22 protein-coding genes are annotated in these 22,367 nt (G+C 63.1%); 5 read left to right on the top strand and 17 right to left on the bottom strand.

The window, feature by feature from the left end:
• Positions 1 to 110 precede the first annotated feature (110 nt).
• The 3 genes from EP237_RS15510 to EP237_RS15500 form a co-directional block, all read right to left on the bottom strand.
• Positions 111 to 419 carry an H-NS histone family protein gene (locus tag EP237_RS15510; protein ID WP_127561816.1) on the bottom strand — a complete coding sequence of 103 codons (309 nt, stop codon included), beginning with the start codon at positions 417 to 419 and terminating at the stop codon, positions 111 to 113.
• 165 nt (positions 420 to 584) lie between these two features.
• The gene (locus tag EP237_RS15505; protein WP_127561815.1) at positions 585 to 2,552 is read right to left on the bottom strand and encodes a protein meaA; all 1,968 of its coding nucleotides are present in this window, start codon (positions 2,550 to 2,552) and stop codon (positions 585 to 587) included.
• A 139-nt stretch (positions 2,553 to 2,691) separates the two neighbouring features.
• Entirely contained in the window at positions 2,692 to 3,312 is a 621-nt protein-coding gene (locus EP237_RS15500) for a class I SAM-dependent DNA methyltransferase (protein ID WP_164744724.1), read from the bottom strand.
• A gap of 112 nt (positions 3,313 to 3,424) precedes the next feature.
• Here EP237_RS15500 and EP237_RS15495 point away from each other — a divergent pair, with 112 nt between their 5' ends.
• From EP237_RS15495 to EP237_RS15480, 4 genes are all read left to right on the top strand, one after another.
• Positions 3,425 to 4,819 carry a 1-acyl-sn-glycerol-3-phosphate acyltransferase gene (locus tag EP237_RS15495; protein WP_127561813.1) on the top strand — a complete coding sequence of 465 codons (1,395 nt, stop codon included), beginning with the start codon at positions 3,425 to 3,427 and terminating at the stop codon, positions 4,817 to 4,819.
• 112 nt (positions 4,820 to 4,931) lie between these two features.
• A complete protein-coding gene (gene ccrA / locus EP237_RS15490; protein ID WP_127561812.1) occupies positions 4,932 to 6,224 on the top strand; it encodes a crotonyl-CoA carboxylase/reductase in 1,293 nt (430 codons plus the stop codon).
• Between the two features lie 292 nt (positions 6,225 to 6,516).
• The gene (locus EP237_RS15485) at positions 6,517 to 8,046 is read left to right on the top strand and encodes an ATP-dependent DNA helicase (RefSeq protein WP_127561811.1); all 1,530 of its coding nucleotides are present in this window, start codon (positions 6,517 to 6,519) and stop codon (positions 8,044 to 8,046) included.
• On the top strand, positions 8,043 to 8,780 hold the full coding sequence (locus EP237_RS15480) for an SDR family oxidoreductase (protein ID WP_127561810.1): 738 nt from the start codon (positions 8,043 to 8,045) through the stop codon (positions 8,778 to 8,780). The genes EP237_RS15485 and EP237_RS15480 overlap by 4 nt, the downstream gene beginning before the upstream one ends.
• A gap of 15 nt (positions 8,781 to 8,795) precedes the next feature.
• Here EP237_RS15480 and EP237_RS15475 read toward each other — a convergent pair whose 3' ends face one another.
• The 13 genes from EP237_RS15475 to EP237_RS15415 form a co-directional block, all read right to left on the bottom strand.
• The gene (locus tag EP237_RS15475; protein WP_127561809.1) at positions 8,796 to 9,398 is read right to left on the bottom strand and encodes a pyridoxamine 5'-phosphate oxidase family protein; all 603 of its coding nucleotides are present in this window, start codon (positions 9,396 to 9,398) and stop codon (positions 8,796 to 8,798) included.
• A gap of 3 nt (positions 9,399 to 9,401) precedes the next feature.
• Complete coding sequence (locus EP237_RS15470) at positions 9,402 to 10,169, bottom strand: TIGR02186 family protein (protein WP_240661662.1); 768 nt, start codon at positions 10,167 to 10,169, stop codon at positions 9,402 to 9,404.
• Positions 10,166 to 11,089, bottom strand: a complete 924-nt coding sequence (locus EP237_RS15465) for a sulfite exporter TauE/SafE family protein (RefSeq protein ID WP_127561807.1) — start codon at positions 11,087 to 11,089, stop codon at positions 10,166 to 10,168. Before EP237_RS15465 ends, EP237_RS15470 begins: the two co-directional genes overlap by 4 nt.
• Positions 11,090 to 11,254: 165 nt before the next feature.
• Entirely contained in the window at positions 11,255 to 12,175 is a 921-nt protein-coding gene (locus tag EP237_RS15460) for a sulfite exporter TauE/SafE family protein (protein WP_127561806.1), read from the bottom strand.
• Positions 12,176 to 12,269: 94 nt separating this feature from the next.
• Positions 12,270 to 13,070: a purine-nucleoside phosphorylase gene (locus EP237_RS15455; RefSeq protein ID WP_127561805.1), complete on the bottom strand. Its 801-nt coding sequence runs from the start codon at positions 13,068 to 13,070 to the stop codon at positions 12,270 to 12,272.
• Between the two features lie 70 nt (positions 13,071 to 13,140).
• A complete protein-coding gene (locus EP237_RS15450) occupies positions 13,141 to 14,106 on the bottom strand; it encodes an ABC transporter permease (RefSeq protein WP_127561804.1) in 966 nt (321 codons plus the stop codon).
• A gap of 3 nt (positions 14,107 to 14,109) precedes the next feature.
• Positions 14,110 to 15,198 carry an ABC transporter permease gene (locus tag EP237_RS15445; protein ID WP_127561803.1) on the bottom strand — a complete coding sequence of 363 codons (1,089 nt, stop codon included), beginning with the start codon at positions 15,196 to 15,198 and terminating at the stop codon, positions 14,110 to 14,112.
• Complete coding sequence (locus tag EP237_RS15440; protein ID WP_127561802.1) at positions 15,199 to 16,743, bottom strand: ABC transporter ATP-binding protein; 1,545 nt, start codon at positions 16,741 to 16,743, stop codon at positions 15,199 to 15,201.
• 163 nt (positions 16,744 to 16,906) lie between these two features.
• Positions 16,907 to 17,899, bottom strand: a complete 993-nt coding sequence (locus EP237_RS15435) for a BMP family lipoprotein (protein WP_127561801.1) — start codon at positions 17,897 to 17,899, stop codon at positions 16,907 to 16,909.
• A gap of 124 nt (positions 17,900 to 18,023) precedes the next feature.
• Complete coding sequence (gene rimI, locus EP237_RS15430; protein ID WP_127561800.1) at positions 18,024 to 18,449, bottom strand: ribosomal protein S18-alanine N-acetyltransferase; 426 nt, start codon at positions 18,447 to 18,449, stop codon at positions 18,024 to 18,026.
• Entirely contained in the window at positions 18,446 to 19,099 is a 654-nt protein-coding gene (gene tsaB, locus EP237_RS15425) for a tRNA (adenosine(37)-N6)-threonylcarbamoyltransferase complex dimerization subunit type 1 TsaB (protein WP_127561799.1), read from the bottom strand. The genes rimI and tsaB overlap by 4 nt, the downstream gene beginning before the upstream one ends.
• Positions 19,089 to 19,649, bottom strand: a complete 561-nt coding sequence (locus EP237_RS15420) for a NifU family protein (protein ID WP_127561798.1) — start codon at positions 19,647 to 19,649, stop codon at positions 19,089 to 19,091. The genes tsaB and EP237_RS15420 overlap by 11 nt, the downstream gene beginning before the upstream one ends.
• An 81-nt stretch (positions 19,650 to 19,730) precedes the next feature.
• Positions 19,731 to 20,186 carry a universal stress protein gene (locus EP237_RS15415; RefSeq protein ID WP_071689135.1) on the bottom strand — a complete coding sequence of 152 codons (456 nt, stop codon included), beginning with the start codon at positions 20,184 to 20,186 and terminating at the stop codon, positions 19,731 to 19,733.
• 149 nt (positions 20,187 to 20,335) lie between these two features.
• Here EP237_RS15415 and EP237_RS15410 point away from each other — a divergent pair, with 149 nt between their 5' ends.
• Complete coding sequence (locus EP237_RS15410; protein WP_127561797.1) at positions 20,336 to 21,379, top strand: endonuclease/exonuclease/phosphatase family protein; 1,044 nt, start codon at positions 20,336 to 20,338, stop codon at positions 21,377 to 21,379.
• Between the two features lie 9 nt (positions 21,380 to 21,388).
• On the opposite strand, the gene EP237_RS15405 is transcribed toward EP237_RS15410, so the two are convergent.
• Positions 21,389 to 22,252, bottom strand: coding sequence for a branched-chain amino acid aminotransferase (locus EP237_RS15405; protein WP_127561796.1), 864 nt, complete (start codon positions 22,250 to 22,252; stop codon positions 21,389 to 21,391).
• Positions 22,253 to 22,367 lie beyond the last annotated feature (115 nt).

Raw genomic sequence — 22,367 nt, 5'->3', positions numbered from 1 at the left:
CAGGGGTGAGGAAAGATGAAAGATCATTTTCCGCAGGCTTGGAAACGCAACACCCCGGGCCAATTCATTGAAAGGCCCGGGGTGTTGATCAATCAGGAATGATCCGTGACTCAGATTTCCAGATCGGACGGATCGGTGCCAGCATTGATGGCGCTTTTGTACCAGGCCGGCTGGCGTCCACGGCCGCTCCAGGTTTGGGATGCGTCATCGGGGTTGCGGTATTTCGGGACGGAGGTTTTCCCGGCGGCTTTCTTGCCAAGGATCTCGTCCAGCGAAAAGCCATGTTCCTGCGCGGCTTTCTGGGCGGCGGCAAGGGCTGCTTCCCGTTGCCGCTTTTCAAAGCTTGCCAGAGCCTTGTCGACATTCTTTTTGAGCGATTGCAATTCTTCTTTGGACATCGAATCGAGGTCGATTGCCATTTTTAAGTTCTCCCGAGTGTGACTAATTACCGTGTTAATTACCTGAAACTGCGTATTCAATATAAAATAGGGGCACCTGTCCAAAAGTACAGGTGCCCCTGGGGCAATAGTTAATAACCATTCCTTTGAATGGGCAGGCCATACTGTCCAATTGGACAGGTCTGCTTATTCCGCAGCGGCAACAGGGGGCGCGACGAGCTGTACGATATCCATCATGATGCGGTTCAGCTCGAAATCCTTGGGCGTGTAAACCCGTGCCACGCCGCTGGAAAGCAGGGCCTTTTCATCCTCTTCCGGAATGATGCCGCCCACCATTACCGGAATATGCCCGAGCCCCTCGGCCTGCAATCTGGCCATCACATCCCTGATCAGCGGAATATGGCTGCCCGACAGGATCGACAGACCGATCACATGCGGATCTTCGGCCTTGGCGGCATCCACGATCTGTTGCGGCGACAGGCGAATGCCTTCGTAAGAAATATCCATCCCGCAATCGCGGGCGCGGAATGCGATTTGTTCCGCGCCATTGGAATGGCCATCGAGGCCCGGTTTGCCGACAAGGAATTTCAGACGACGCCCGAGGCTGTCCGAAACCGCATCCACCGCATCGCGGATATCCTCCAGCCCTTCCGTCTTGTTCGACACGGCGCGGGATACGCCTGTGGGCCCGCGATATTCGCCATGGACGACGCGCATGACGCCGGCCCATTCGCCGGTGGTGGCCCCGGCTTTTGCCGCGGCGATGGAGGCGGGCATGATGTTGTCTCCGGCAGAGGCGGCGGCCCGTAGGGCGTCCAGTGCCGAGTTGACAGCCTCATTGTCCCGGTCGGAGCGCCAGTCGTTCAGGCGGTCGATCTGGTCGGCCTCCACGCCGGGATCGACGGTCATGATCCCGCCATCCGCGTCCATGAGCGGCGACGGCTCGGTTTCCGTGTACTTATTCACACCGATAACAACGGTATCTCCCCGCTCGATCCCGTTCACCCGATCGGCATTGGATTCGACCAACCGGCCCTTCATGTAGTCGATGGCGGCAATTGCCCCGCCCATGCTGTCCAGATTGGCCAGTTCCGCCCGCGCGCCGTCTTTCAGAGCCTCGACCTTGGCATCCACCACGGGGTTGCCGTCGAACAGATCGCCATATTCCAAAAGGTCGGTTTCAAACGCCATGATCTGCTGCATCCGCATCGACCATTGCTGGTCCCAAGGGCGCGGCAGGCCAAGCGCCTCGTTCCAGGCAGGGAGCTGCACAGCACGGGCGCGGGCCTTTTTCGACAGCGTGACTGCCAGCATCTCGATGAGAATACGGTAGACGTTGTTTTCCGGCTGTTGCTCGGTCAGGCCGAGGGAGTTCACCTGCACCCCATAGCGGAAGCGGCGGAACTTGGCGTCCTCGACGCCATAGCGCTCCAGCAGAATCTCGTCCCACAGGTCCACGAAGGCGCGCATCTTGCACATCTCGGTCACGAAGCGGATGCCCGCATTCACGAAGAAGGAAATCCGCCCGCAGAGCGCCGGGAAATCTTCGGCTGGGACACGGGGTTGCAGCGCGTCCAAAACCGCGATGCCGGTCGCCAGCGCAAAGGCCAGCTCCTGCTCGGGCGTCGCCCCGGCCTCCTGCAGGTGATAGGAACACACGTTCATCGGGTTCCATTTCGGCACGTTGGTGTAGCAGTATTCCGCCACATCCGCGATCATCTTCAGACTTGGCGCAGGCGGGCAGACATAGGTGCCGCGGCTGAGGTATTCCTTGATCAGGTCGTTCTGCACGGTGCCCTGAAGCTTAGAGATGTCCGCGCCCTGTTCCTCGGCCACCGCGATATAGAGCGACAAGAGCCACGGCGCGGTGGCGTTGATCGTCATCGAGGTGTTCATCTGTTCCAGCGGGATCTGGTCGAAGAGCGCCCGCATGTCGCCCAGATGGCAGACCGGAACGCCGACCTTGCCGACCTCGCCGCGCGCCAGTTCGTGGTCGCTGTCATACCCCGTTTGGGTGGGCAGGTCGAAGGCCACCGACAGGCCCGTCTGCCCCTTGGCAAGGTTGCCGCGATAAAGCGCGTTCGAGGCCTTGGCAGTCGAGTGGCCCGCATAGGTGCGAATGAGCCAGGGGCGGTCTTTTTGCGTCGCGGTCATGAGCGGCCTCCGAATCCGGATCGGTAATCTTATTTCGTCAGGCCGGGTATATCGGGAATTTTAATGCGCCGTCAACTCGCTGCATTGCGGCGAGACCGGAAAAGATGCTGCGCTGCTATTCTGCATCTGCATTGGTTGGTCAGAGCCGGTGAAACTCCATGATCAGCCCGTGTTCATCGCCATGGGCATCATCGGCCTTGTCGTAGATCCTGAAGTCATGAAAGCGGATCGGCGTGATTTGCCCATTCGCCACAAGCTGAGCCAATGCGGACCCGAACCCGGCGCTGTCATAGACTTCAGGGATCACGGTGCAGACGAACAGCGCGCCGGGCCGCGCAATGCGCATCAGTTCCGGCAGGCAGACGGGCCCAACATGGCCATGGGTGAATGTGCCGGACGATACGATGCCGCCATAGCTGGCAGTCTCGATATCCAGCGGCCCGGTCAGATCGGCGGTGATCAGGTTGCGATAGACGCCCTTGCGGCCCGCAACCGCCAGCATGTCCGGCGACAGATCCAGCGCGTCGATCTGCACACCCGCCATGGCCTCACCGATCAGACCAGTGCCCGCGCCCACATCCAGCACCGGTTCATTCCCCTTTGCCGATGCAAGAAACCGGCGCGCAACCTCGCCCGGGGATCGATAGCCGCGGTCCTCGGCGAAGGTCTGATCATAGCTGTCCGCCCATTCCTTGTAGAATTCGCGGGTCTCTTCCTTGCCACCAAGCTCATAGGCGCTGTCGAGGTCGGGTTTGGGCATATCTGTCCTCCTGATCAAGGGCAGTCTAGCTGAGGGCGCGGGGCCACGGTCAACCCCCTGACCTGCACAAGCCCGATTGAAGCGCTCCGCGTTTCCTGCCACCGTCCCCCTGATGACGAACATGATCCAAGTTCCGGCGTGGCTGCTGATTCTGGTGCTGCTTTTTGCGGCGGTCACGGCGTTGGACCGGATCCTGATGCCATCGGTTCGCTGGTATCTGCGCCGCCGACTGGAACGCGCGGTAGAACGGCTGAACCAGAAACTGTCCTATCCCATCCAACCGTTCAAGCTGGCCCGCCGCCGCGACACGATCCTGCGACTGCGTTATGACCCGGAGGTCGCCAAGGCGGTGCTGGCCTATGCGCGGGAAAGGGGCATTCGCGAAGACGTGGCTGCACAGACCGCAGAACGCTATGCGCGCGAGATTGTGCCGTCGTTCTCGGCCTTCACCTATTTCGCCTTCGCCATTCGCGCCGCGCGTTTCCTGTCCCGGTCCCTGTATCGGGTGCGGGTGGGGGCGGCGAATGCCGCCGCGCTGGAAGGGATCGGCAAGGACAAGACGGTGATCTTCGTGATGAATCACCGGTCGAACATGGATTACGTGCTGGTCACATGGCTGGCCGCCGACCGCAGCGCCCTGGCTTATGCCGTAGGCGAATGGGCGCGGGTCTGGCCCCTGCAGCCGCTGATCCGAATGCTTGGCGGCTACTTCATTCGCCGCCGTCACAACAACCCGCTCTATCGCAAGGTGCTGGCGCGCTATGTCCAGATGGCGACAGAGGCGGGGGTGACGCAGGCGGTGTTCCCCGAAGGCGGGTTGACCCGGACCGGCGCGCTGCGCGACCCCAAGCTGGGTCTTTTGTCCTACATCATAGACGGGTTCCGCCCCGGTGAAAGCCGCGATGTGGTCTTTGTGCCGGTGGCGATCAATTATGATCGCGTCATGGAAGACCGCAATCTGATCCATGCCGAGGGCGGTCGCGGCTTCCGTTTCTCGCTGAAGCCGATCTTTCGCTATCTGCGCCTGCTGATCTGGCAAAGACTGACCCGGCAGGCCAGCCGCTTCGGCATGGCGGCGGTCAGCTTTGGCGAACCGATGAGCCTTGCGCAGTTCATTAAGGACCACGAAGGTCATGCGGAAACGCTTGGGCAGGATCTGATGGACCGGATCGGGTCGGTGATGCCGGTCGTGCCCTTCCCGGTGATCGCCCATGCCATGGCCAGCGGCATTCGCAGCCAGGAGGCGCTGTTGCCGGCCATAGAGGAGCGCTTCGAAAGGGCGCTGGCCGCGGGGGCGCCGGTGTTCCTTCCGAAACGCGATCTTCCCTACACGATCGAGGCGGCGTTGAAGACCCTTCAGGGGCGTCGCGTGCTGCAGTTGCAGGGAGACAGCTTTGCCCTGACCGACGAGGGCGAGCGGTTGGTGGCGTTCTATGCGCGGTCTGTCAGCCCAATCCTGGGGGAGTTTCCTGGGGAAATCCTGCCCCAAAAATCCTCCGCGACATAATATTTCACAAACACCCCAATTTCGGGTTGCATAGTTGCGCGGGCCTTATTAGGACTTTCTGCATGAGCACGGAATGATTCCGCGCCGCAGAAAAAACATCCTGGAGGAGCTGATGGCCTTGGACAGCAACCCCGCGATCGCCAGCTACGACGCGCCCGAAAAAGACCTGTACGAGATGGGCGAAATCCCCCCGATGGGGTTCGTACCGAAGAAAATGTACGCCTGGACCATCCGGCGGGAACGTCATGGCGAGCCGGACAAGGCCTTTGAGGTCGAGATCGTCGATGTGCCCAAGCTCGACAGCCAGGAAGTGCTGGTTCTGGTGATGGCCGCAGGCGTAAACTACAACGGGGTCTGGGCGGGTCTCGGCGTTCCGATCAGCCCCTTCGACGGACATGGCGCGCCCTATCACATCGCGGGGTCCGATGCGTCGGGCATTGTCTGGGCCGTGGGCGACAAGGTCACCCGCTGGAAAGTGGGCGACGAGGTCGTGATCCACTGCAACCAGGACGATGGCGACGATGAGGAATGCAACGGCGGCGACCCGATGTTCTCCACCTCGCAGCGGATCTGGGGCTATGAGACGCCCGATGGCTCCTTCGCGCAGTTCACCAATGTGCAGGCGCAGCAGCTGATGCCGCGCCCCAAGCACCTGACCTGGGAAGAGAGCGCATGCTACACGCTGACGCTGGCCACCGCCTACCGGATGCTGTTCGGCCACCACCCGCATGAGCTGAAGCCCGGTCAGAACGTTCTGGTCTGGGGCGCATCCGGCGGCCTGGGGTCCTACGCGATCCAGCTGATCAATACGGCCGGGGCAAACGCGATTGCGGTGATCTCGGACGAGGACAAGCGCGAGTTCGTGATGAATCTCGGGGCAAAGGGCGTCATCAACCGCAAGGACTTCAATTGCTGGGGCCAGCTGCCCACGGTGAACACGCCGGAATATGCCGACTGGTTCAAGGAAGCCCGCAAGTTCGGCAAGGCGATCTGGGACATCACCGGCAAGGGCAACAATGTCGATATCGTCTTCGAGCATCCCGGCGAGGCGACCTTCCCGGTCTCGACCCTGGTCTGCAAGAAGGGCGGTATGGTTGTGATCTGCGCAGGCACCTCCGGCTTCAATTGTACCTTCGACGTGCGTTACATGTGGATGCACCAGAAGCGTTTGCAGGGCAGCCACTTTGCGCATCTCAAGCAGGCGGCGGCAGCCAACAAGCTGATGTGCGAACGGCGTCTCGATCCCTGCATGTCCGAGGTCTTCCCCTGGGCGGAGCTGCCGGCGGCCCATACCAAGATGCGCCGCAACGAGCACAAGCCCGGCAATATGTCGGTGCTGGTGCAGGCCCCGCGTACCGGGCTGGTGACGTTGGAAGATGTGCTGGAGGCCGGTCCGACCGCGTAAGCAGGGTTGCTCCAGCAAAGCCGCCCCGGGGAGGAGGAGCCCCGGGGCGGTTTTTTTGTCGGCGGGGATTGCGCCCGCTTGCGCGGTCACCCGGGGGGCGCGCCTCGTCAGGCCCCGATGGGGCCCTCCTCGACCCGCGTTGCCACGGGATATCGGAGAGGGCGGTTTGCCGTCGATGGCGCGCGCGGGTGGCGCGGACGGGACGCCTCCGGCGGAGGTATTTTTGCCAAGATGAAAGAGGCCGGCGTTTTCGCCGTGGTGCCCGGGCATGGCTTTGCCTAGGGTGCGGGGCATGTCCGGGCAGAGCATTACATATTCCGAAGATCAGGCCGCGGCCTATGACCGGTTGACCGAGGTCTTGCGGTCCATGGGGGTTGATCTGGATGCCGAGACGCTGGTGCCGGCCAGCGAAGACAAGACCCAGGTCATGGCGGTGATCGGCAAGGCGGGCAGCGGCAAGACCATGCTGCTGGCCGAGCTGGTGAAGGCGCTGGACGCGGCGGGGGTGGACCTCGTGTCGGGTGACTGGGAAGGCAAGCGGCGCAGGGAGCGGCGGACACTGGCGGTGCTGGCGCCCACCAACAAGGCCGCGAGCGTTTTGCGCAGGCGCGGTGTGCCCGCGACCACCATTCACCGTATTCTGTATACGCCGGTTTATGACCCGGAATATGAGAAGGTGGCCGAGTGGCTGGCCGGGCAGGGCGAGCGGCCGGAGATCGAGGCGCTGACCGATGTGGCGCTGGACCGGGCCAAGGCCGTTTATGACGCGCATAAATCGGTGCCTGCGGCATTGGCGGCGGCGGGGCTGCGTGGCTCGGACTTCATCACCGGCTGGAAGCGGCGCGAGGATCCGCTCGATATCGGGTTTGTCGATGAAAGCTCGATGCTGGACCAGAAGCAGTTCGATGATCTGCGGGAGATCTTTCCGACGCTGGTGCTGTTCGGTGATCCGGCACAGCTGGCTCCGGTCGGCCAGTCGGGCGAGATGGTGTTCGACAAGCTGCCGGACCCCGCGCGCCTGGTGCTTGGCCGCATTCACCGGCAGGAGGCGGACAATCCCATTCTCGATCTTGCCCATGCGCTCGGCGATCCGGCGCTGGAGTTCCACGAGTTCGAGCGGATGATCGAGGATGCGGCCCGTCGCGACCGCCGCGTGGTTGTCGCCCCCCGCGCCGATAGCGACCTGATGGCGCGCAGCCCGGTTCTGGTCTGGCGCAACGCCACGCGGATTAGGCTGATCCGGGCCTTTCGCGTGGCCCATGGCGCGCCCGAGGATGCGCTGCTGCCGGGTGAGCCGCTGATCTGTGACGGGATCGAATTGCCCGTGAAGCACCGAAAGAAGCGCATCGACCTGGAGGCGCGGGGGCTGATCAAGGGGGCGCAGGTGGTCTATATGGGCCCCGGCCGCAAGCCCGGCTTTTCGCGGCTGCATGTGGTGGGGGCCGAAAGCCCTCAATTGTCGCCGGCCTCCATCGTCAAGATCGAGAAGCCCGACGAGGAGGAGCCGTTCATCCCCTATGCCGCGCGCATGGGGGCCACCTTCCTGCATGGGGCGGCGGTGACGATCCATAAGGCGCAAGGGTCCCAGTGGCAGGATGTGCAGGTCTTCGCGCCAGACATCTACGCCGCCAGCCGCGCGGGCCGGGTCGAGGCCGGTCAGGCCTTGTGGAAACGGCTGGCCTATGTTGCCATCACCCGCGCCGAAGAGCGGCTGATCTGGATCACGCGCTACATGCTGTCCAAGCCGCAAGAGGTCTTGGGTACGAATGATCTGGAGGTGCCGGTGGCGCCCCTGACACTGGAAGCGGAGGACGCGGGATGAGCAAGGTGATTGCCGTGACGGGGGCCAGCGCCGGGATCGGGAGGGCCGTGGCGGAGTTGTTCCTTGATCGCGGCTGGACGGTGGCGGCGCTGGCCCGCCGGGCGGACCCGCTGGAGGACCTGGCCCGCGCACATGAGCGGGCGATTGCGCTGCCCTGCGACGTGACGGATGAGGCGGCGGTTGACGCGGCCTTCGGCCAGATCGCCGACCGCGCCGGGCGGCTTGATGTTCTGTTCAACAACGCAGGTGCCTTCGGGCCGTCGGGGCCGATTGACGAGATCAGCCTGGACGATTGGCGCGCCGTTCTGGATGTGAACCTGACGGGCATGTTCCTCTGCGCCCGCGCGGCCTTTGCGCAGATGCGGCGGCAGGATCCGGCGGGCGGGCGGATCATCAACAATGGCTCTATCTCGGCCCATGTGCCGCGTCCCGGATCGGTCTGTTACACCACCACCAAGCATGGGGTTTCGGGCCTGACCAAGACGCTCAATCTCGACGGGCGAGAGTTGGGGATTTGTGCCGGTCAACTCGACATCGGCAATGCCGCGACCGAAATGACCAAGGGCATCGCCCAAGGCGCGCGGCAGGCGGATGGCAGCATCAAGGCCGAGGCGGTGATGGATGCGGGCGACGTGGCCGAAGCCGTCTGGTACATGGCGAACCTGCCGCTTGAGGCCAATGTGCCGAGCCTCACGGTGATGGCCAACAAGATGCCCTTCATCGGGCGGGGGTAGGGGCTGCGGAGCCGGCTACCACATCCGGGTCTTGGCGTATTCGGGATAGGCGGCGTCATAGGTTTCGCCGTCGAAACCCCGGTCCTGTTCCTTGATGAACTGGCCCGCCGAAGGCACAAGGGCGCTGTCGTCGCCACGGGTCCACAGACCCGAGCGCATGATCGCCTTGGCGCATTGGAAATACATCTCGTCCAGCGTCACCACGATCACCAGTTTCGGGTGCTGTCCGCGCTGTTCGAAACTGCCCGTCACCTCCGGGTCAGCGGTCAGCACGGCGTGCCCATTCACGCGCACCACATTGGTTGATCCCGGCACCATGAACATCAGGCTCACGCGCCCGTCGCGGACGATGTTGCGCAGGCTGTCGATACGGTTGTTGCCACGCCAGTCGGGCAGCCAGAGCGTGCGCTCGTCCACGATCCGCACCACCGGGCCATCATCGCCGCGCGGGCTGCCATCGGTGCCTTCCGGCCCCACGGTCGACAGTACCACGAAGCGCGCCGCCTCGATCCATTGCCGGTAAAGCGGCGTCATCCGGGTAGCAACCTTGGTCAGCGAGGCGGGCACCGGCGCGTCATAAAGCGCCTCCAACGCCTCGATCGTGTCGACCCTGTTCATCTATCAGCCACCCATTCGGATGTAGCGGAAGACGGCAGAGGCCAGCCAGCCCGCCGCGATGGCGATGGCCAGCGACAGCAGTCCGTAGACCAGAGGCCGTTCATGGGCGAGCGTGTAGATCATCCGTTCCAGCCCGACCTTGCGCACGGTGATGTCGGTCTCGTAGGAGGACACCACCTCGCGCCCGCGGGTCAGGAAGATACGCGCCGTGTAATCGCCCTCGACCAGATTGGCAGGCATCCGGAACGAGGTGTTGAACAGCGTTTCGTTGCGCAGGGTCACAGAGCCTTCCAGAACCTGATACAGGTCTTCGTTGGTCCGGATCCGGATCACGGCATCGGTGAAGTCACGTTGGCGATCGGTTTCGGTGCCCACGGCCCGGATCGCGCGGGGGATGGAGATGCGGTGGCGCAGATCTTCGGTATCGCTGATCACGTCGCGGAACGGGTTGGTTGTTGCCACGGCGTAGAATGTCGGGGCCGCGTCCACCTCGACCGCTTCAGTGTTCATCCAGATGCCATAGCGCCGGTCCATCCGGCGGACGGTCACCGGGCGGTCGGGGCCTTCGATGGTGACGATCACCTCCAGCGGATCGCCATCGGGCAGCGGGGTAAACCGCTGGACCGCGCCGAAGATCAGGATCTCGGAGCCGTTGAAATTCGCGGTGATCGACACCTCGTTCTGGCTGAGACCAGCGACGACGGTTTCCTCCTGCGCGGTGGCAGCGAGCGGGGCCAGCACAAGGGCCAGTATCTGCAGGATCTGTTTCAATGTCCCGACGCCGCCCCCAATGTGAAAAGCTCCGACGGCTGCACCAGCAGGTCGAAAGCCAGTTTGCCGCATACCGCAAGCACCATGATCGCTAGCAGGATGCGCAGTTGTTCCGCCTTCAGCTTGACGCCGATCCGTGCACCCACCTGCGCGCCGACGACGCCGCCGATCAGCAGCAGGACGGCAAGGATCATGTCCACCGTGTAGTTCGTGGTGGCGTGCAGAAGCGTGGAAAACGCGGTGACGAAAATGATCTGGAACAGAGACGTGCCCACAACGACTTTGGTGGGCATGCCCAGAATATAGATCATCGCGGGCACCATGATAAAGCCGCCGCCGACACCCATGATGGCAGCCAACACACCCACGCAAAGCCCGACGATCAGCGGCGGAATGACCGACAGGTAAAGCCCCGAGGTGCGAAAGCGCATCTTGAAGGGCAGGGTATGGATCCAGCCGCGATGGTGGCGGCGCGGGGGCGGGGCGCCTGCGGTGGCCTTTGACCGGCGGATCGCCCCCAGGCTTTCGACGAACATCAGCGCGCCGATGATGCCAAGGAAGACGACGTAGCACAGCCGCACCAGCAGATCGACCTGACCGATGGCGCGCAGCGCGTTGAACACCTGCACCCCGAGCGCGGCCCCCACAAGGCCGCCGATCAACAACACGACCCCCATTCGGAGATCCACCGTCTTTCGCTTGAAATGCGCAAGAACGCCGGAAAAGGACGAGGCAACGATCTGGTTGGCCTCGGTCGCGACGGCGACGGCGGGGGGGATGCCGATGAAGAACAGAAGTGGCGTCAGCAGAAAGCCACCGCCAACCCCGAACATGCCTGACAGGATACCGACCAGACCGCCGAGCCCAAGCAGAAGGAAAGCGTTTACACTGACTTCCGCAATGGGCAGGTAGATTTGCATGGTCTGACAAATGCCTTTCGGGGTTGTAAACCTCTTACTGCCCGCATTCCTCATTGGCCAGACATCAACCCACCCGGCGGGGGTGCGACAGATCGGAACAGCAAGCTGCTGTCAGCATAGTGAATCACTGGCCCCGATCCGTCCAGTGCCAGCGTGCCAATCGGCTCAGTCCAAATTGACCGATATTCCGTAGAGCTCGCCGGGGCGTATGACCAGTTCCAGCCCGATCTTGACGCTGACCGCCAGCACCAGCAGCGCCAGAAGAATCCGCAATTGCTCGGCCTTCAGCTTGACCCCGATGCGGGCCCCCACCTGCGCACCGAGCACCCCGCCGAAAATCAGCAGCAGCGCCAGAACCATATCGACCGAATGGCTGCTGATCGCATGCATCAGCGTGGTGAAGGCGGTGACGAAGATGATCTGAAACAGCGAGGTGCCGATCACCACCTTGGTCGGCATCCCGAGGATATAGATCATCGCAGGCACCATGATGAACCCGCCGCCGACGCCCATGATCGCAGAGAGAATGCCGACCGCGCCGCCGACCAGCAGCGGCGGCAGGGCCGAGATATAGAGCCCCGAGGTGCGAAACCGCATCTTGAAGGGCATCGAATGAATCCAGTTGCGCTGGCGACGTTTGGCCGGGGCCTGGACGTCCTTGCGTTTCGAGGCACGGATGGCATTCAGGCTTTCGACGAACATCATCGCCCCGATCGCACCCAGGAAAACGACGTAGCACAGCCGGACCAGCAGATCGACCTGACCGACCGCGCGCAAGGCTGCAAACACCTGCACCCCTAGCGCCGACCCCAGAAGCCCGCCCGCCAACAGCACCAAGCCCATCCGGATATCGACGGTGCGGCGTTGGAAATGGCTGATGACGCCAGAGATCGACGACGCCACGATCTGGTTGGCAGAGGTCGCAACGGCCACCACGGGCGGAATGCCCGCCAGGAACAGCAGCGGCGTGATCAGAAACCCGCCCCCCACACCGAACATGCCCGACAGCACGCCGACCACGCCGCCGATGCCAAGCAGCAGAAAGGCATTGACGCTGACTTCGGCTATGGGGAGGTAGATCTGCATGAGGCGTGGGGGCTTTCGGCGGGGATATCGCCCCTTACGCCTGTGATCGGTCGGAATCCACCGGCCGCCCTGCGACAGATCGGAACAGGCGGGCTCAGCGTTGACGCAGATAGCGGCGCAGGATCTTCTCCAGTTTCGCGGCGCCAAGGGGGGCCATGGCCTTGGTATGTTCGTGGCTGATCGCCTCGTCGCTGAGACCGGCTGCCATGTTGGTCACGGTCGAGATCGCGGCGGCCTTGAGGCCCAGGAACCGGGCCAGGATCACCTCCGGCACCGTGGACATGCCGACCGCGTCCGCCCCAAGCATGTGGATCGCGCGGATCTCGGCCGGTGTTTCGAAGGACGGGCCGGAATACCAGGCATAGACACCCTCGGCGAGGGCGATGTCCTCGTCCTCTGCCGCCTGCTTCAGCGCCGCCCGGATGTCGGGATCATAGGCGTCCTTCATCGGCACGAAACGCCGGTCCGAAGGTTCCCCGATCAGCGGGTTGAGGCCGGAAAAGTTGATGTGATCATTCAACAGCATCAGGTCACCGGGCTGGATGTCGGACCGCATCGACCCTGCCGCATTGGTGGCAATCAGTGCCTCCGCCCCAAGCGCGGTCAGCACCTCCAGCGGCAGGCGCATCGCGTCGCCCCGTCCGCTTTCATAGTAATGCGCGCGGCCCCCGAAGACGGCGACGCGCGTGCCCTCCAGATCGCCGATGACCAGCTTGGGATTGTGACCCGAAACACCCGCATGCGGAAACCCCGGCAGGTCGGCATAGTCGATGGCGGTGCCGTCCACGGTTTCGGCCAGATGCCCGAGGCCGGACCCGAGGATCAGGCCGATGGCAACAGGGTCGGGCCCGGCGCGGGACTGGATCAGATCGACAAGCGCGGCGACATCCGACATGGGCATTTCCTTTCAACGGGCGGGGGGAAGGATTTTGCAAAATCCTTCCCTGTCGCGCCTCACGCGGCTCTCAGCGTTCTTTCACGTAGGGTTCACCACCGGCGCGCGGCGGAATGGCCTTGCCGACGAAACCGGCCAGAATGACCACGGTCAGGATATAGGGCAGTGCCTGCATGAACTGCACGGGCACGCTGATCCCCAGAAGTCTGATGTTCTGGAACAGGCTGCCCGTCGCATCCAGAAGGCCGAACAGCAAACAGGCCATCAACGCATACCACGGCCGCCATTTGGCGAAGATCAGGGCCGCCAGCGCGATGAAGCCCCGGCCCGCGCTCATTTCTCGCACGAAGCCCGCCGACAGGCTGGTCGACAGATAGGCCCCCGCGATGCCGCACAGCACGCCGCAGATCAGCACCGCCGTAAAGCGCATCCGCACCACCGAGATGCCTGCCGTATCCACCGCCGCCGGGTTTTCCCCAACGGCGCGCAGACGCAAGCCGAACCGGGTGCGATAAAGCAGCCACCAGGTCAGCGGCACGATCAGGAAGGCGGCATAGACGAGGATCGAATGGCCCGAGATCAGATCGTGATAGATCGGCCCGAGGATCGGCACGCCCTGCAGCTGTTCCGCGAAGGGCAGGGTGATGTTCTGGAACCGGCCCGAGGTCTCCAGCTGCGGTGTCCGACCGCCAAGCGAGAACCAGCTGTCGCTGACCACCACCGTCATGCCCGCGGCAAGGAAGTTGATCGCCACGCCGGAAATCAGTTGGTTGCCCCGGAAGGTGATCGACGCCACCCCGTGCAGCAGGGCAAACACCATCGATGAGGCGATGCCCGCCAACAGGCCAAGCCAGACATTGCCGGTGGTGAAGGCGATCGAGGCGGAGAAGAAGGCCGAGATCAGGATCTTGCCTTCAAGACCGATGTCGAAAATCCCGGCGCGTTCGGAATAGAGCCCCGCCAGACAAGCCAGCAGCAGCGGTGTGGCCAGCCGGATGGAACTGTCGAGAAGCTGGATGAGAGTTGCGAAATCCATGGCTCAGCTCCCTTTCCGCATCGCCAGGAACAGGCGTTCCACGGGTGTGCGCACCATATTGTCCAGCGCGCCGGTGAACAGGATCACAAGTGCCTGGATGACCAGCAGCATCTCGCGGCTGACGGCGGGCATCTCGAATTCCAGCTCGGCCCCGCCCTGGTAGAGCATCCCGAACAGCAGCGCCGCGAGGAATACACCGATCGGGTGCGACCGGCCCATCAGCGCGACCGCGATTCCCACGAAACCCGCGCCCTGAACCGGGTCGATCACCAGCCGTTCGGCCTCTCCCATCACCCCGTTGATCGCCATCATCCCGGACAGACCGCCGGAAATCAGCATCGAGATCATGATGATCCGCACCGGGTTGATCCCGGCATAGACAGCCGCGCTCTGGGAATGACCATAGGCGCGGATTTCGTAGCCGAGCCGGGTCTTCCAGATCAGCAGCCAGACACCGATGCAGGCCAGAAGCGCCACGACGAACGAGACGTTCAGGGGCGTCGAGCGGCTGAAGCCGAGCCAGGGGGCGACGTCATAGGCATTGGGCAGATGCGTGGCCTCTGCAAATCGCGCGGTTTCAGGCGCCATGGAGCCCGGCACCCGGAAGACATTGACCAGAAGGTAGACCAGCAGCGCCGAAGCGATGAAGTTGAACATGATCGTGGTGATCACGATGTGGCTGCCACGCTTGGCTTGCAGATAGGCCGGGATCGCGGCCCAGGCCGCACCGAAGGCCGCCGCACCGACAATCGCCCCGATCAAAGCAAGGCTCCAGTGCGGCCACGGGATCGACAGGCAGACAACGGCCACGCCAAGCCCGCCAAGGGCGGCCTGACCTTCGCCGCCGATATTGAACATGCGGGCATGGAAGGCCACGGCCACGGCCAAACCGGTGAAGATGAAGTTTGTGGCGTAGTATAGCGTGTAGCCCCAACCATAGGCCGACCCGACCGAGCCGCGCACCATGATCGCCATCGCTTCCAGCGGGCTTTCCCCGATATACAGAACCACCAGCCCCGACACGACCAGTGCCAGCAGCAGGTTGATGAAGGGGATCAGGGCGACATCGGCCCATCTTGGCATCTTGTCCATTTACGCGGCCCCCTTGGTCACACCGGCCATCAACAGGCCCAATTCACCTTCGTCGGTCTCCGAGGGCAGGCGTTCGCCCATGATATGGCCATCGAACATGACGGCGATGCGATCGGACAGCGACATGATCTCATCCAACTCCACCGAGACCAGCAAGATCGCCTTGCCCTCGTCGCGCAGGGCGATGATCTGCTTGTGGATGAATTCGATGGCACCGATATCGACGCCCCGCGTCGGCTGCCCGATCAGCAGCAGGTCGGGATTGCGCTCGATCTCGCGCGCCACGACGATCTTTTGCTGGTTCCCGCCGGAGAAGTTCTTGGCTTCCAGAAACGGATTGGGCGGGCGCACGTCGAAGCGTTCCATCTTCTCGGCGGTGTCCTGCTTCAGCGCCGCATTGTCCATGAACAGGCGGTTTTTCTGGTATTTCGGATCGTGGTGATAGCCGAAGCCCATGTTTTCCCAGGCCATGAAGGGCATGATCAGCCCTTCCCGCTGCCGGTCCTCCGGCACATGGGCGATGCCACGCGCCCGGCGGCTTTGCCCGTCCGACGATGTGCCGGTCAGATCGATCTGTTCGCCATTCACCGCGATGCTTCCACCGGTTGCGGCGATCATGCCGCCCAGAACCTCCAGCAGTTCCGACTGGCCATTGCCCGCCACCCCCGCGATGCCAAGGATCTCGCCCGCCCGGATCTGCAACGAGATGCCTTTCAGCCGTTCGACCTTCTGATCGTCATTGGCCCGCAGATCCTTGATGTCCAGCACCACCTCGCCCGGATTGGCCGGGGCCTTGTCGACACGCAACAGCACCTTGCGGCCCACCATCAGTTCCGCCAGCTCCTCGGGGCTGGTGTCGGCGGTCTGCACGGTCGCTGTCATCTCGCCCCGGCGCATCACGGATACCGTATCGGTCACCTCCATGATCTCGCGCAGCTTGTGGGTGATCAGGATGATCGTCTTTCCCTGTTCCTTCAGCCCGTTGAGAATCCGGAACAGGTGGTCGGCCTCGGCGGGTGTCAGCACGCCCGTGGGTTCATCGAGGATCAGGATATCGGCGTGACGATAGAGCTGCTTCAGGATCTCGACCCGCTGCTGGTGGCCGACCGAGATTTCCTCGATCACCGAATCCGGGTCCACATGCAGTTCGTATTCGTCCGACAGTTCCTTGAGAATGCGCCGCGCCTTTGTGATCGAGGGTTGCAGCAACGCACCATCCTCGGCCCCGAGGATCACGTTTTCCACAACTGTGAAGTTTTCGACCAGCTTGAAATGCTGATGGACCATGCCGATGCCGGCGCGGATCGCGGCCTGACTGTCGGGGATCGGGGTGGGCTGGCCGTTGATCAGGATCTCACCGGCATCGGCCTTGTAAAACCCGTAGAGGATCGACATCAGCGTGGATTTCCCCGCGCCGTTTTCACCGACGATCCCATGGATCGCGCCCTTACGGACATGCAGGGAAATATCCTTGTTCGCCTGAACCGGACCGAAGGCCTTGGAAATGCCCTTCAGTTCGATGGCATAGGGTTCTGTGTCTGTCATGCGGCAGCCTGTCCCTGTTGTTTTTCATTGGGTCGCCACGAAATACGGGCGCGATTGGGAAACTGTGACCAAAGCCGGGGCGTCTGTCCAGTCAATGCCCCTGAAAAAGAAGACGGGCCACCGGTCGGGGCGGCCCGTCGGGCTTGTTCAGCCTGTCACCGGTTTACTCGACGGGGCACATGCCGTCCTCGGTGTAGTTGTGCACCGAGATCTCACCGGCGATGATGGCGGCACGGGCAGCGTCCACCTGTGCGATCATGTCTTCGGTGATCAGGTCGGCGTTGTTTTCGTCCAGAGCGTAGCCCACACCATCCTCGGCCAGACCGAAGATGTGGATGCCGGTTTCGATCTCGTCGACCGGAGTCGAGAAGGCGTCATAGACGGCCACGTCCACGCGCTTGAGCATCGAGGTCAGGACCGAACCGGGGTGCAGGTAGTTCTGGTTGCTGTCCACGCCGATCGACAGGATGCCCTCGTCTTCGGCGGTTTGCAGAACGCCAAGGCCGGTGCCGCCAGCGGCCGCGAAGACCACATCGGCGCCCTGTGCCACCTGGGCACGGGTCAGTTCACCGCCGCGCACCGGGTCGTTCCAGGCAGCGGGGGTGGTGCCGGTCATGTTCTGGATGATGACCGCATCGGGGTTCACGGCGCGCACACCCTGCGCATAGCCGCAGCCGAAGCGCGAAATCAGCGGGATGTCCATGCCGCCCACGAAGCCGACGGTGCCGGTTTCCGATGCCAGACCTGCCAGCATGCCGACGAGGTAGGACCCTTCATGTTCCGAGAAGATCACAGACCGCACGTTCGGCGCATCGACCACACCGTCGATGATCACGAAGGTGGTGTCGGGATAGTCGGGGGCCACCACTTCCAGCGAGGACGCCTGGCTGAAGCCCGCCATCACGACGGGGTTCGCACCGGCTTCTGCCAGACGGCGCATCGCCTGTTCACGCTGCGCGTCGGACTGAAGCTCGATCTCGCGATAGGAGCCGCCGGTTTCCTCGGCCCACTGTTCCGCACCGTTGAATGCCGCCTCGTTGAACGAGCGGTCGAACTTGCCGCCGAGGTCGAAGATGATCGCCGGATCGGCCAGCGCACCGGTGGCGGTGATCGCAAGGGCCGCAACGGTGCCATAGAATGTCTTGAAAAGAGTCATGTGTCTCTCCCGGTTGGATTATGGCGGGGCATTCTTTGGGTGATGCGCCCGGCCTGGAAAAAGTTGAAAGATCCCATGCTGAATAAGGGCAAAGCCCGCGCACGGGGTCAACCGTATTCTCGCGTCAACCAGTGCATGCCTGCAAAGGCAGCGCCATCAGCCAGGCATCGACGCGGGTTCCATCGGGTTTGCGATAGTATTGTGGACGTTGGCCCGTTCGCACGAATCCGGTGGTTTCATAAAGGCGGATCGCGGGCTGATTGTCAGCGGCGACTTCAAGGAATATCTGCTCGGCTTCGCGCGTTCTGGCGCGGTCCAGAGCCTGCAAGAGAATCGCCTTGCCACGCCCGTGACGCCTTTGATCGGGTTCCACCGCGATGGTCAGCAGCTCCGCCTCACCCGCGATGGTGCGGATCAGGGCGAAGCCGCCATCGCCTTCGATCAGATCGCAAAGCGGATCGGACAGGAAGGACTCCAGCTCTGCCGCGCTCCACGGTCTGGGGGTGGTAAAACTGGCGGCGTGGATGCGGGCAAGGTCAGTGGGGGTCATGGCAGCATGACGGGCCCGGTGTCGCGCGCGGGGGCCGCGTCGGGCGTGCGGATATAAAGCGGCGCGGGGCGCGGTTCGGGTGTTTGCCAGCGGGTCGCGGCGATGCGCGCGATGGCAGAGGCCGGGGCAAAGGCCGCAGGCGCATGGGCCGCGCCGATCTGCCCGGCCACCTCCTCCGCGCGTTGGCCAATGCAGGTGAGGCCGGGCAGCGCCCATTCCGACACCGCATCAAACGGCACCAATGCGGGGCCGTTTCCAACCCCGTCGCCAAAGCGCTGCAAATACAGGTGATCGCGCTTTGCATCGAGGCAGGCCAGCACCGGCCCTTTGGCCCCAAGCGCAAGGCATTCCAGCAGTGACACGCCAATGGCGGGAATGCCGAGCGACAGCGCCAGCCCCCGCGCAGCGGCGACGGAAATGCGGATGCCGGTGAAGTTGCCGGGGCCAATGCCAACGCCAATGGCCGAGAGGTCCTTCGTCGTGACGCCAGCCTCCGCCAGCACCTCCTGAACCAGCGGCACCAGCCGTTCCGCCTGACCCTTCGCCATCTCTTCCTGCCGTGCGGCAATCACCCGGTCGCCCGACAGCAAAGCGGCCGCGCAATGCGCGGCCGATGTGTCAAACCCAAGGATCAGCGCGTCAGACGGCAACCGGACGCACCTCGATCACCTCGGGGATGTAATGGCGCAGCAGGTTCTCGATGCCCATTTTCAGCGTCACGGTGGACGAGGGGCAGCCCGCGCAGGCCCCCTGCATATGCAGGTAGACAATGCCGCGATCGAAGCCGTGGAAGGTGATGTCGCCGCCATCCTGCGCCACGGCGGGGCGCACGCGGGTATCCAGCAGTTCCTTGATCTGGCCGACGATCTCGGCATCCTCGCCACTATGTTCGGCATGGCCGCCAGCCGCGCCGTCGCCTTCCATAACCGGGGCGCCGGACTGGAAATGTTCCATGATCGCGCCAAGGATGGCGGGCTTCACATGGTCCCATTCCACATCTGCGGATTTGGTGACGGTCACGAAATCGGTGCCGAGGAACACGCCAGCCACACCGGACACGCCAAAGATGCGCGTCGCAAGGGGCGAGCTGCCGGCGCTATCCGCCGCCGGAAAATCCGCTGTGCCACTTTCAAGGACCTGCAATCCGGGCAGGAATTTCAGCGTGGCGGGGTTCGGGGTGGATTCGGTCTGGATGAACATCATGCGCTCCTTCGCGGCTTTGCACTGATATGCTTATCCCGACCGGGGAAGTCAAGAATTGGAACGGTTCTAATCTGCCGCTCAGGTGATCGCTTCCAGCTGTTCCTTGGACAGTTCACCGGGCACGATGGTCATCGGAATCGGCAGGGTGCCTGCGGTTTTCGACAGGGCGGTGACCAGCGGCCCCGGCCCCTTGCGGCCAGTACCGGCCCCAAGCACGATCACGCCAATCTCCCGGTCCTCGTTGACCTGGCTCAGGATTTCGTCGATCGGCTCTCCCTCGCGGACAACCAGTTCCGGGTCGACGCCCTGCTTGTCGCGCATCCATTTGGCGAAGACGTTGAAATGCGCCTCGATCCGTTCGCGCGCCTCGGCCCGCATGACCTCGCCCACGCCGATCCAGTGGTTGAATTCATCGGGGGGAATCACCGACAGGATCTGCACACCACCGCCGGTATTTGCCGCCCGCATCGCCGCGAAACGCATCGCGTTCAGGCATTCGCGGGAATCATCGAGGATAACCAGAAACTTGCGCATGGACCGCTCCCATATTCACCGCCGGCCATCATGACCGAGGTGCGGGGCGCAGGCAACAGAAGGTTTCACAAGCTGTTGTTAACCATTGTGGCGCAGCGCTGTGATAGGCTGTCTGATAGTGTTGATTGCCTGTGCAAAAAGGGGGTGGCATGGCCTTCTATCATAACCTCAAGGACTATCGGCGCGCCGAAGAGGCCGCCCGCGCCGCCGGGCGTGATGTCGACTACCCCGGCAAGGCCGACTGGATCGCCTCGCGCCTGCTGGAATTGCGCACCCATCTGCGGGACAAGATCACCGGGCGGCGGCGGGCCAAATCGCTGATCATCGGGTCATGGAACATCCGCGCCTTCGACGATGGCCGCCCGCGCATGGATGAAAGCTATCATTACATCGCCGAGATCATCGACAGCTTCGATATCTGCGCGGTGCAGGAGGTGAAACAGGACCTGAAACCGCTGGAACGGCTGGTCCGGCTGCTTGGCCCCAACTGGGATTATTTCGTCAATGACGTGACCGAGGGTGGCCCCGGCAACAACGAACGCATGGCGTTTCTCTATGACCGCAACCGGGTGCGGTTCAAGAATCTGATCGGGGAACTGGTGCTGCCGCAGGAGGCGCTGATCGAGGGGCGACAGATCGCCCGCTCACCCTTCTTCGCGTCGTTTCAGGCCGGGTGGTTCCGCTTTACGCTCTGCAGCGCGCATATCCTCTATGGGGGCAGCAGCGCGGCGGATCATGCGCTGCGGGCCGCCGAAATCCGGGCGATTTCGAAGGTGCTGGCGCGTCGGTCGGAACAGACGGATGAGGTGCATGTGCTGCTTGGCGACATGAATATCGAGGCGGCGGGCGACCCGATCATGCAGGCGATGACGGATGAGGGGCTGCATGTGCCTCTGTTCGGCGCGACCAACCTGGGCGGGACCAAGCATTACGACCAGATCGCCTTCACCAAGGAGGACGTGAAAACGCGGCTTCTGGCCAAGGGCAGTTTCGACTGGCGCGGGGCGGTGTTTCGGGCCGAGGATGCCGACCATTACCAACCCCATGCCGAGGCGATGCGCGGCGAGCCCTATGCCAATTGGGACCGGTCCTACAAGGGTTGGACAACCTACGAGATGTCGGACCACCTGCCGATCTGGATCGAGCTGGAGGTGGATTATTCCGACGATTATCTGAGGCGGTTCACCGGATGATCGAGCGGATCAGCCTTCGGACTTCGCCCAGTCCCAATAGAGCTTCAGCGCCTCGCGCGTGACCGGACCGACCTGGTAATTCGTCCCGTCGAACTCCACCACCGGGGTGACCTTGGACATGTTGCCCGACAGGAAGACCTCGTCCGCGGCGCGCACGTCGTCGAAGCTCAGCACCTCCTCGCGCACCTCGTGGCCCGCCGCGCGCAGGTTCTTGATGTGGCGCGCGCGGGTGATGCCCGACAGGAAGGTGCCGTTCGGGATCGGCGTTTTCACCACGCCATCTTTGACGATGAAGACATTGGCGGTGGCGCTTTCGGCGACATTGCCCATGGCATCGGCCACCAGCGCGTTGTCGAAGCCCTTGGCGCGCACCTCGGCCAGCATCCTTGCATTGTTGGGGTAGAGGCAGCCTGCCTTGGCGTTGGTCACGTTGTCGGCCAGCACCGGGCGGCGGAACTGGGTGGTGCCGAGCCGGACCGTGGCATCGGGTGGCGACAGCGGGATTTCTTCCAGACAGACCGCGAACCCGGTCGAGTCCGGCTTCGGCACGATCGCCGAATGACCGCCGTCTATGGTCCAGTACATCGGCCGGATATACAGCGGTGTGTCCTCGGGGTAGAGCCGGATGCCCTCCCACACGATATCGAAAATTTCCTGCCCGGTATGGGTGGGCTCCATCATCAGGGCCTTGGCCGAGCGGTTCACCCGCTCGCAATGGGCCAGCAGGTCGGGTGCCAGCCCGAAGGCATAGCGCGCCCCGTCGAAGACGGTGCCGCCGAGCCAGGCGCCGTGATCGGCTGCGTTCATGATCGGCACATTGCCGTCATGCCATTTGCCTTCGAACCACGTGCGGATATTCTTGCCGGTCGCCATTGGGGATCCTCCTTCTTGGCGACAGCATGGGGCAGATTAGGTCATAGGTCCAGACGTAAATCCGAGCTGGTATGACATCGGCGCAGGCCGCGCGCCCGAGCTGGTTGAAGGCGGT

Source organism: Nioella ostreopsis (genome assembly GCF_004000255.1).
GTDB lineage: Bacteria > Pseudomonadota > Alphaproteobacteria > Rhodobacterales > Rhodobacteraceae > Nioella > Nioella ostreopsis.
Note: the sequence above shows the minus strand (reverse complement) of the source record. Positions and strands in the feature narration are given on the sequence as shown.

Coding starts and splice junctions, on each gene's coding strand:
- EP237_RS15410 (WP_127561797.1), top strand. CDS start 20,336: ATGGCCTTCTATCATAACCTCAAGGACTATCGGCGCGCCGAAGAGGCC.
- EP237_RS15445 (WP_127561803.1), bottom strand. CDS start 15,198: ATGGACAAGATGCCAAGATGGGCCGATGTCGCCCTGATCCCCTTCATC.
- EP237_RS15510 (WP_127561816.1), bottom strand. CDS start 419: ATGGCAATCGACCTCGATTCGATGTCCAAAGAAGAATTGCAATCGCTC.
- EP237_RS15480 (WP_127561810.1), top strand. CDS start 8,043: ATGAGCAAGGTGATTGCCGTGACGGGGGCCAGCGCCGGGATCGGGAGG.
- EP237_RS15455 (WP_127561805.1), bottom strand. CDS start 13,070: ATGTCGGATGTCGCCGCGCTTGTCGATCTGATCCAGTCCCGCGCCGGG.
- ccrA (WP_127561812.1), top strand. CDS start 4,932: ATGGCCTTGGACAGCAACCCCGCGATCGCCAGCTACGACGCGCCCGAA.
- EP237_RS15415 (WP_071689135.1), bottom strand. CDS start 20,186: ATGCGCAAGTTTCTGGTTATCCTCGATGATTCCCGCGAATGCCTGAAC.
- EP237_RS15485 (WP_127561811.1), top strand. CDS start 6,517: ATGTCCGGGCAGAGCATTACATATTCCGAAGATCAGGCCGCGGCCTAT.
- EP237_RS15495 (WP_127561813.1), top strand. CDS start 3,425: ATGACGAACATGATCCAAGTTCCGGCGTGGCTGCTGATTCTGGTGCTG.
- EP237_RS15420 (WP_127561798.1), bottom strand. CDS start 19,649: ATGTTCATCCAGACCGAATCCACCCCGAACCCCGCCACGCTGAAATTC.
- EP237_RS15505 (WP_127561815.1), bottom strand. CDS start 2,552: ATGACCGCGACGCAAAAAGACCGCCCCTGGCTCATTCGCACCTATGCG.
- EP237_RS15450 (WP_127561804.1), bottom strand. CDS start 14,106: ATGGATTTCGCAACTCTCATCCAGCTTCTCGACAGTTCCATCCGGCTG.
- EP237_RS15460 (WP_127561806.1), bottom strand. CDS start 12,175: ATGCAGATCTACCTCCCCATAGCCGAAGTCAGCGTCAATGCCTTTCTG.
- EP237_RS15465 (WP_127561807.1), bottom strand. CDS start 11,089: ATGCAAATCTACCTGCCCATTGCGGAAGTCAGTGTAAACGCTTTCCTT.
- rimI (WP_127561800.1), bottom strand. CDS start 18,449: ATGACCCCCACTGACCTTGCCCGCATCCACGCCGCCAGTTTTACCACC.
- EP237_RS15435 (WP_127561801.1), bottom strand. CDS start 17,899: ATGACTCTTTTCAAGACATTCTATGGCACCGTTGCGGCCCTTGCGATC.
- EP237_RS15500 (WP_164744724.1), bottom strand. CDS start 3,312: ATGCCCAAACCCGACCTCGACAGCGCCTATGAGCTTGGTGGCAAGGAA.
- EP237_RS15440 (WP_127561802.1), bottom strand. CDS start 16,743: ATGACAGACACAGAACCCTATGCCATCGAACTGAAGGGCATTTCCAAG.
- EP237_RS15405 (WP_127561796.1), bottom strand. CDS start 22,252: ATGGCGACCGGCAAGAATATCCGCACGTGGTTCGAAGGCAAATGGCAT.
- EP237_RS15475 (WP_127561809.1), bottom strand. CDS start 9,398: ATGAACAGGGTCGACACGATCGAGGCGTTGGAGGCGCTTTATGACGCG.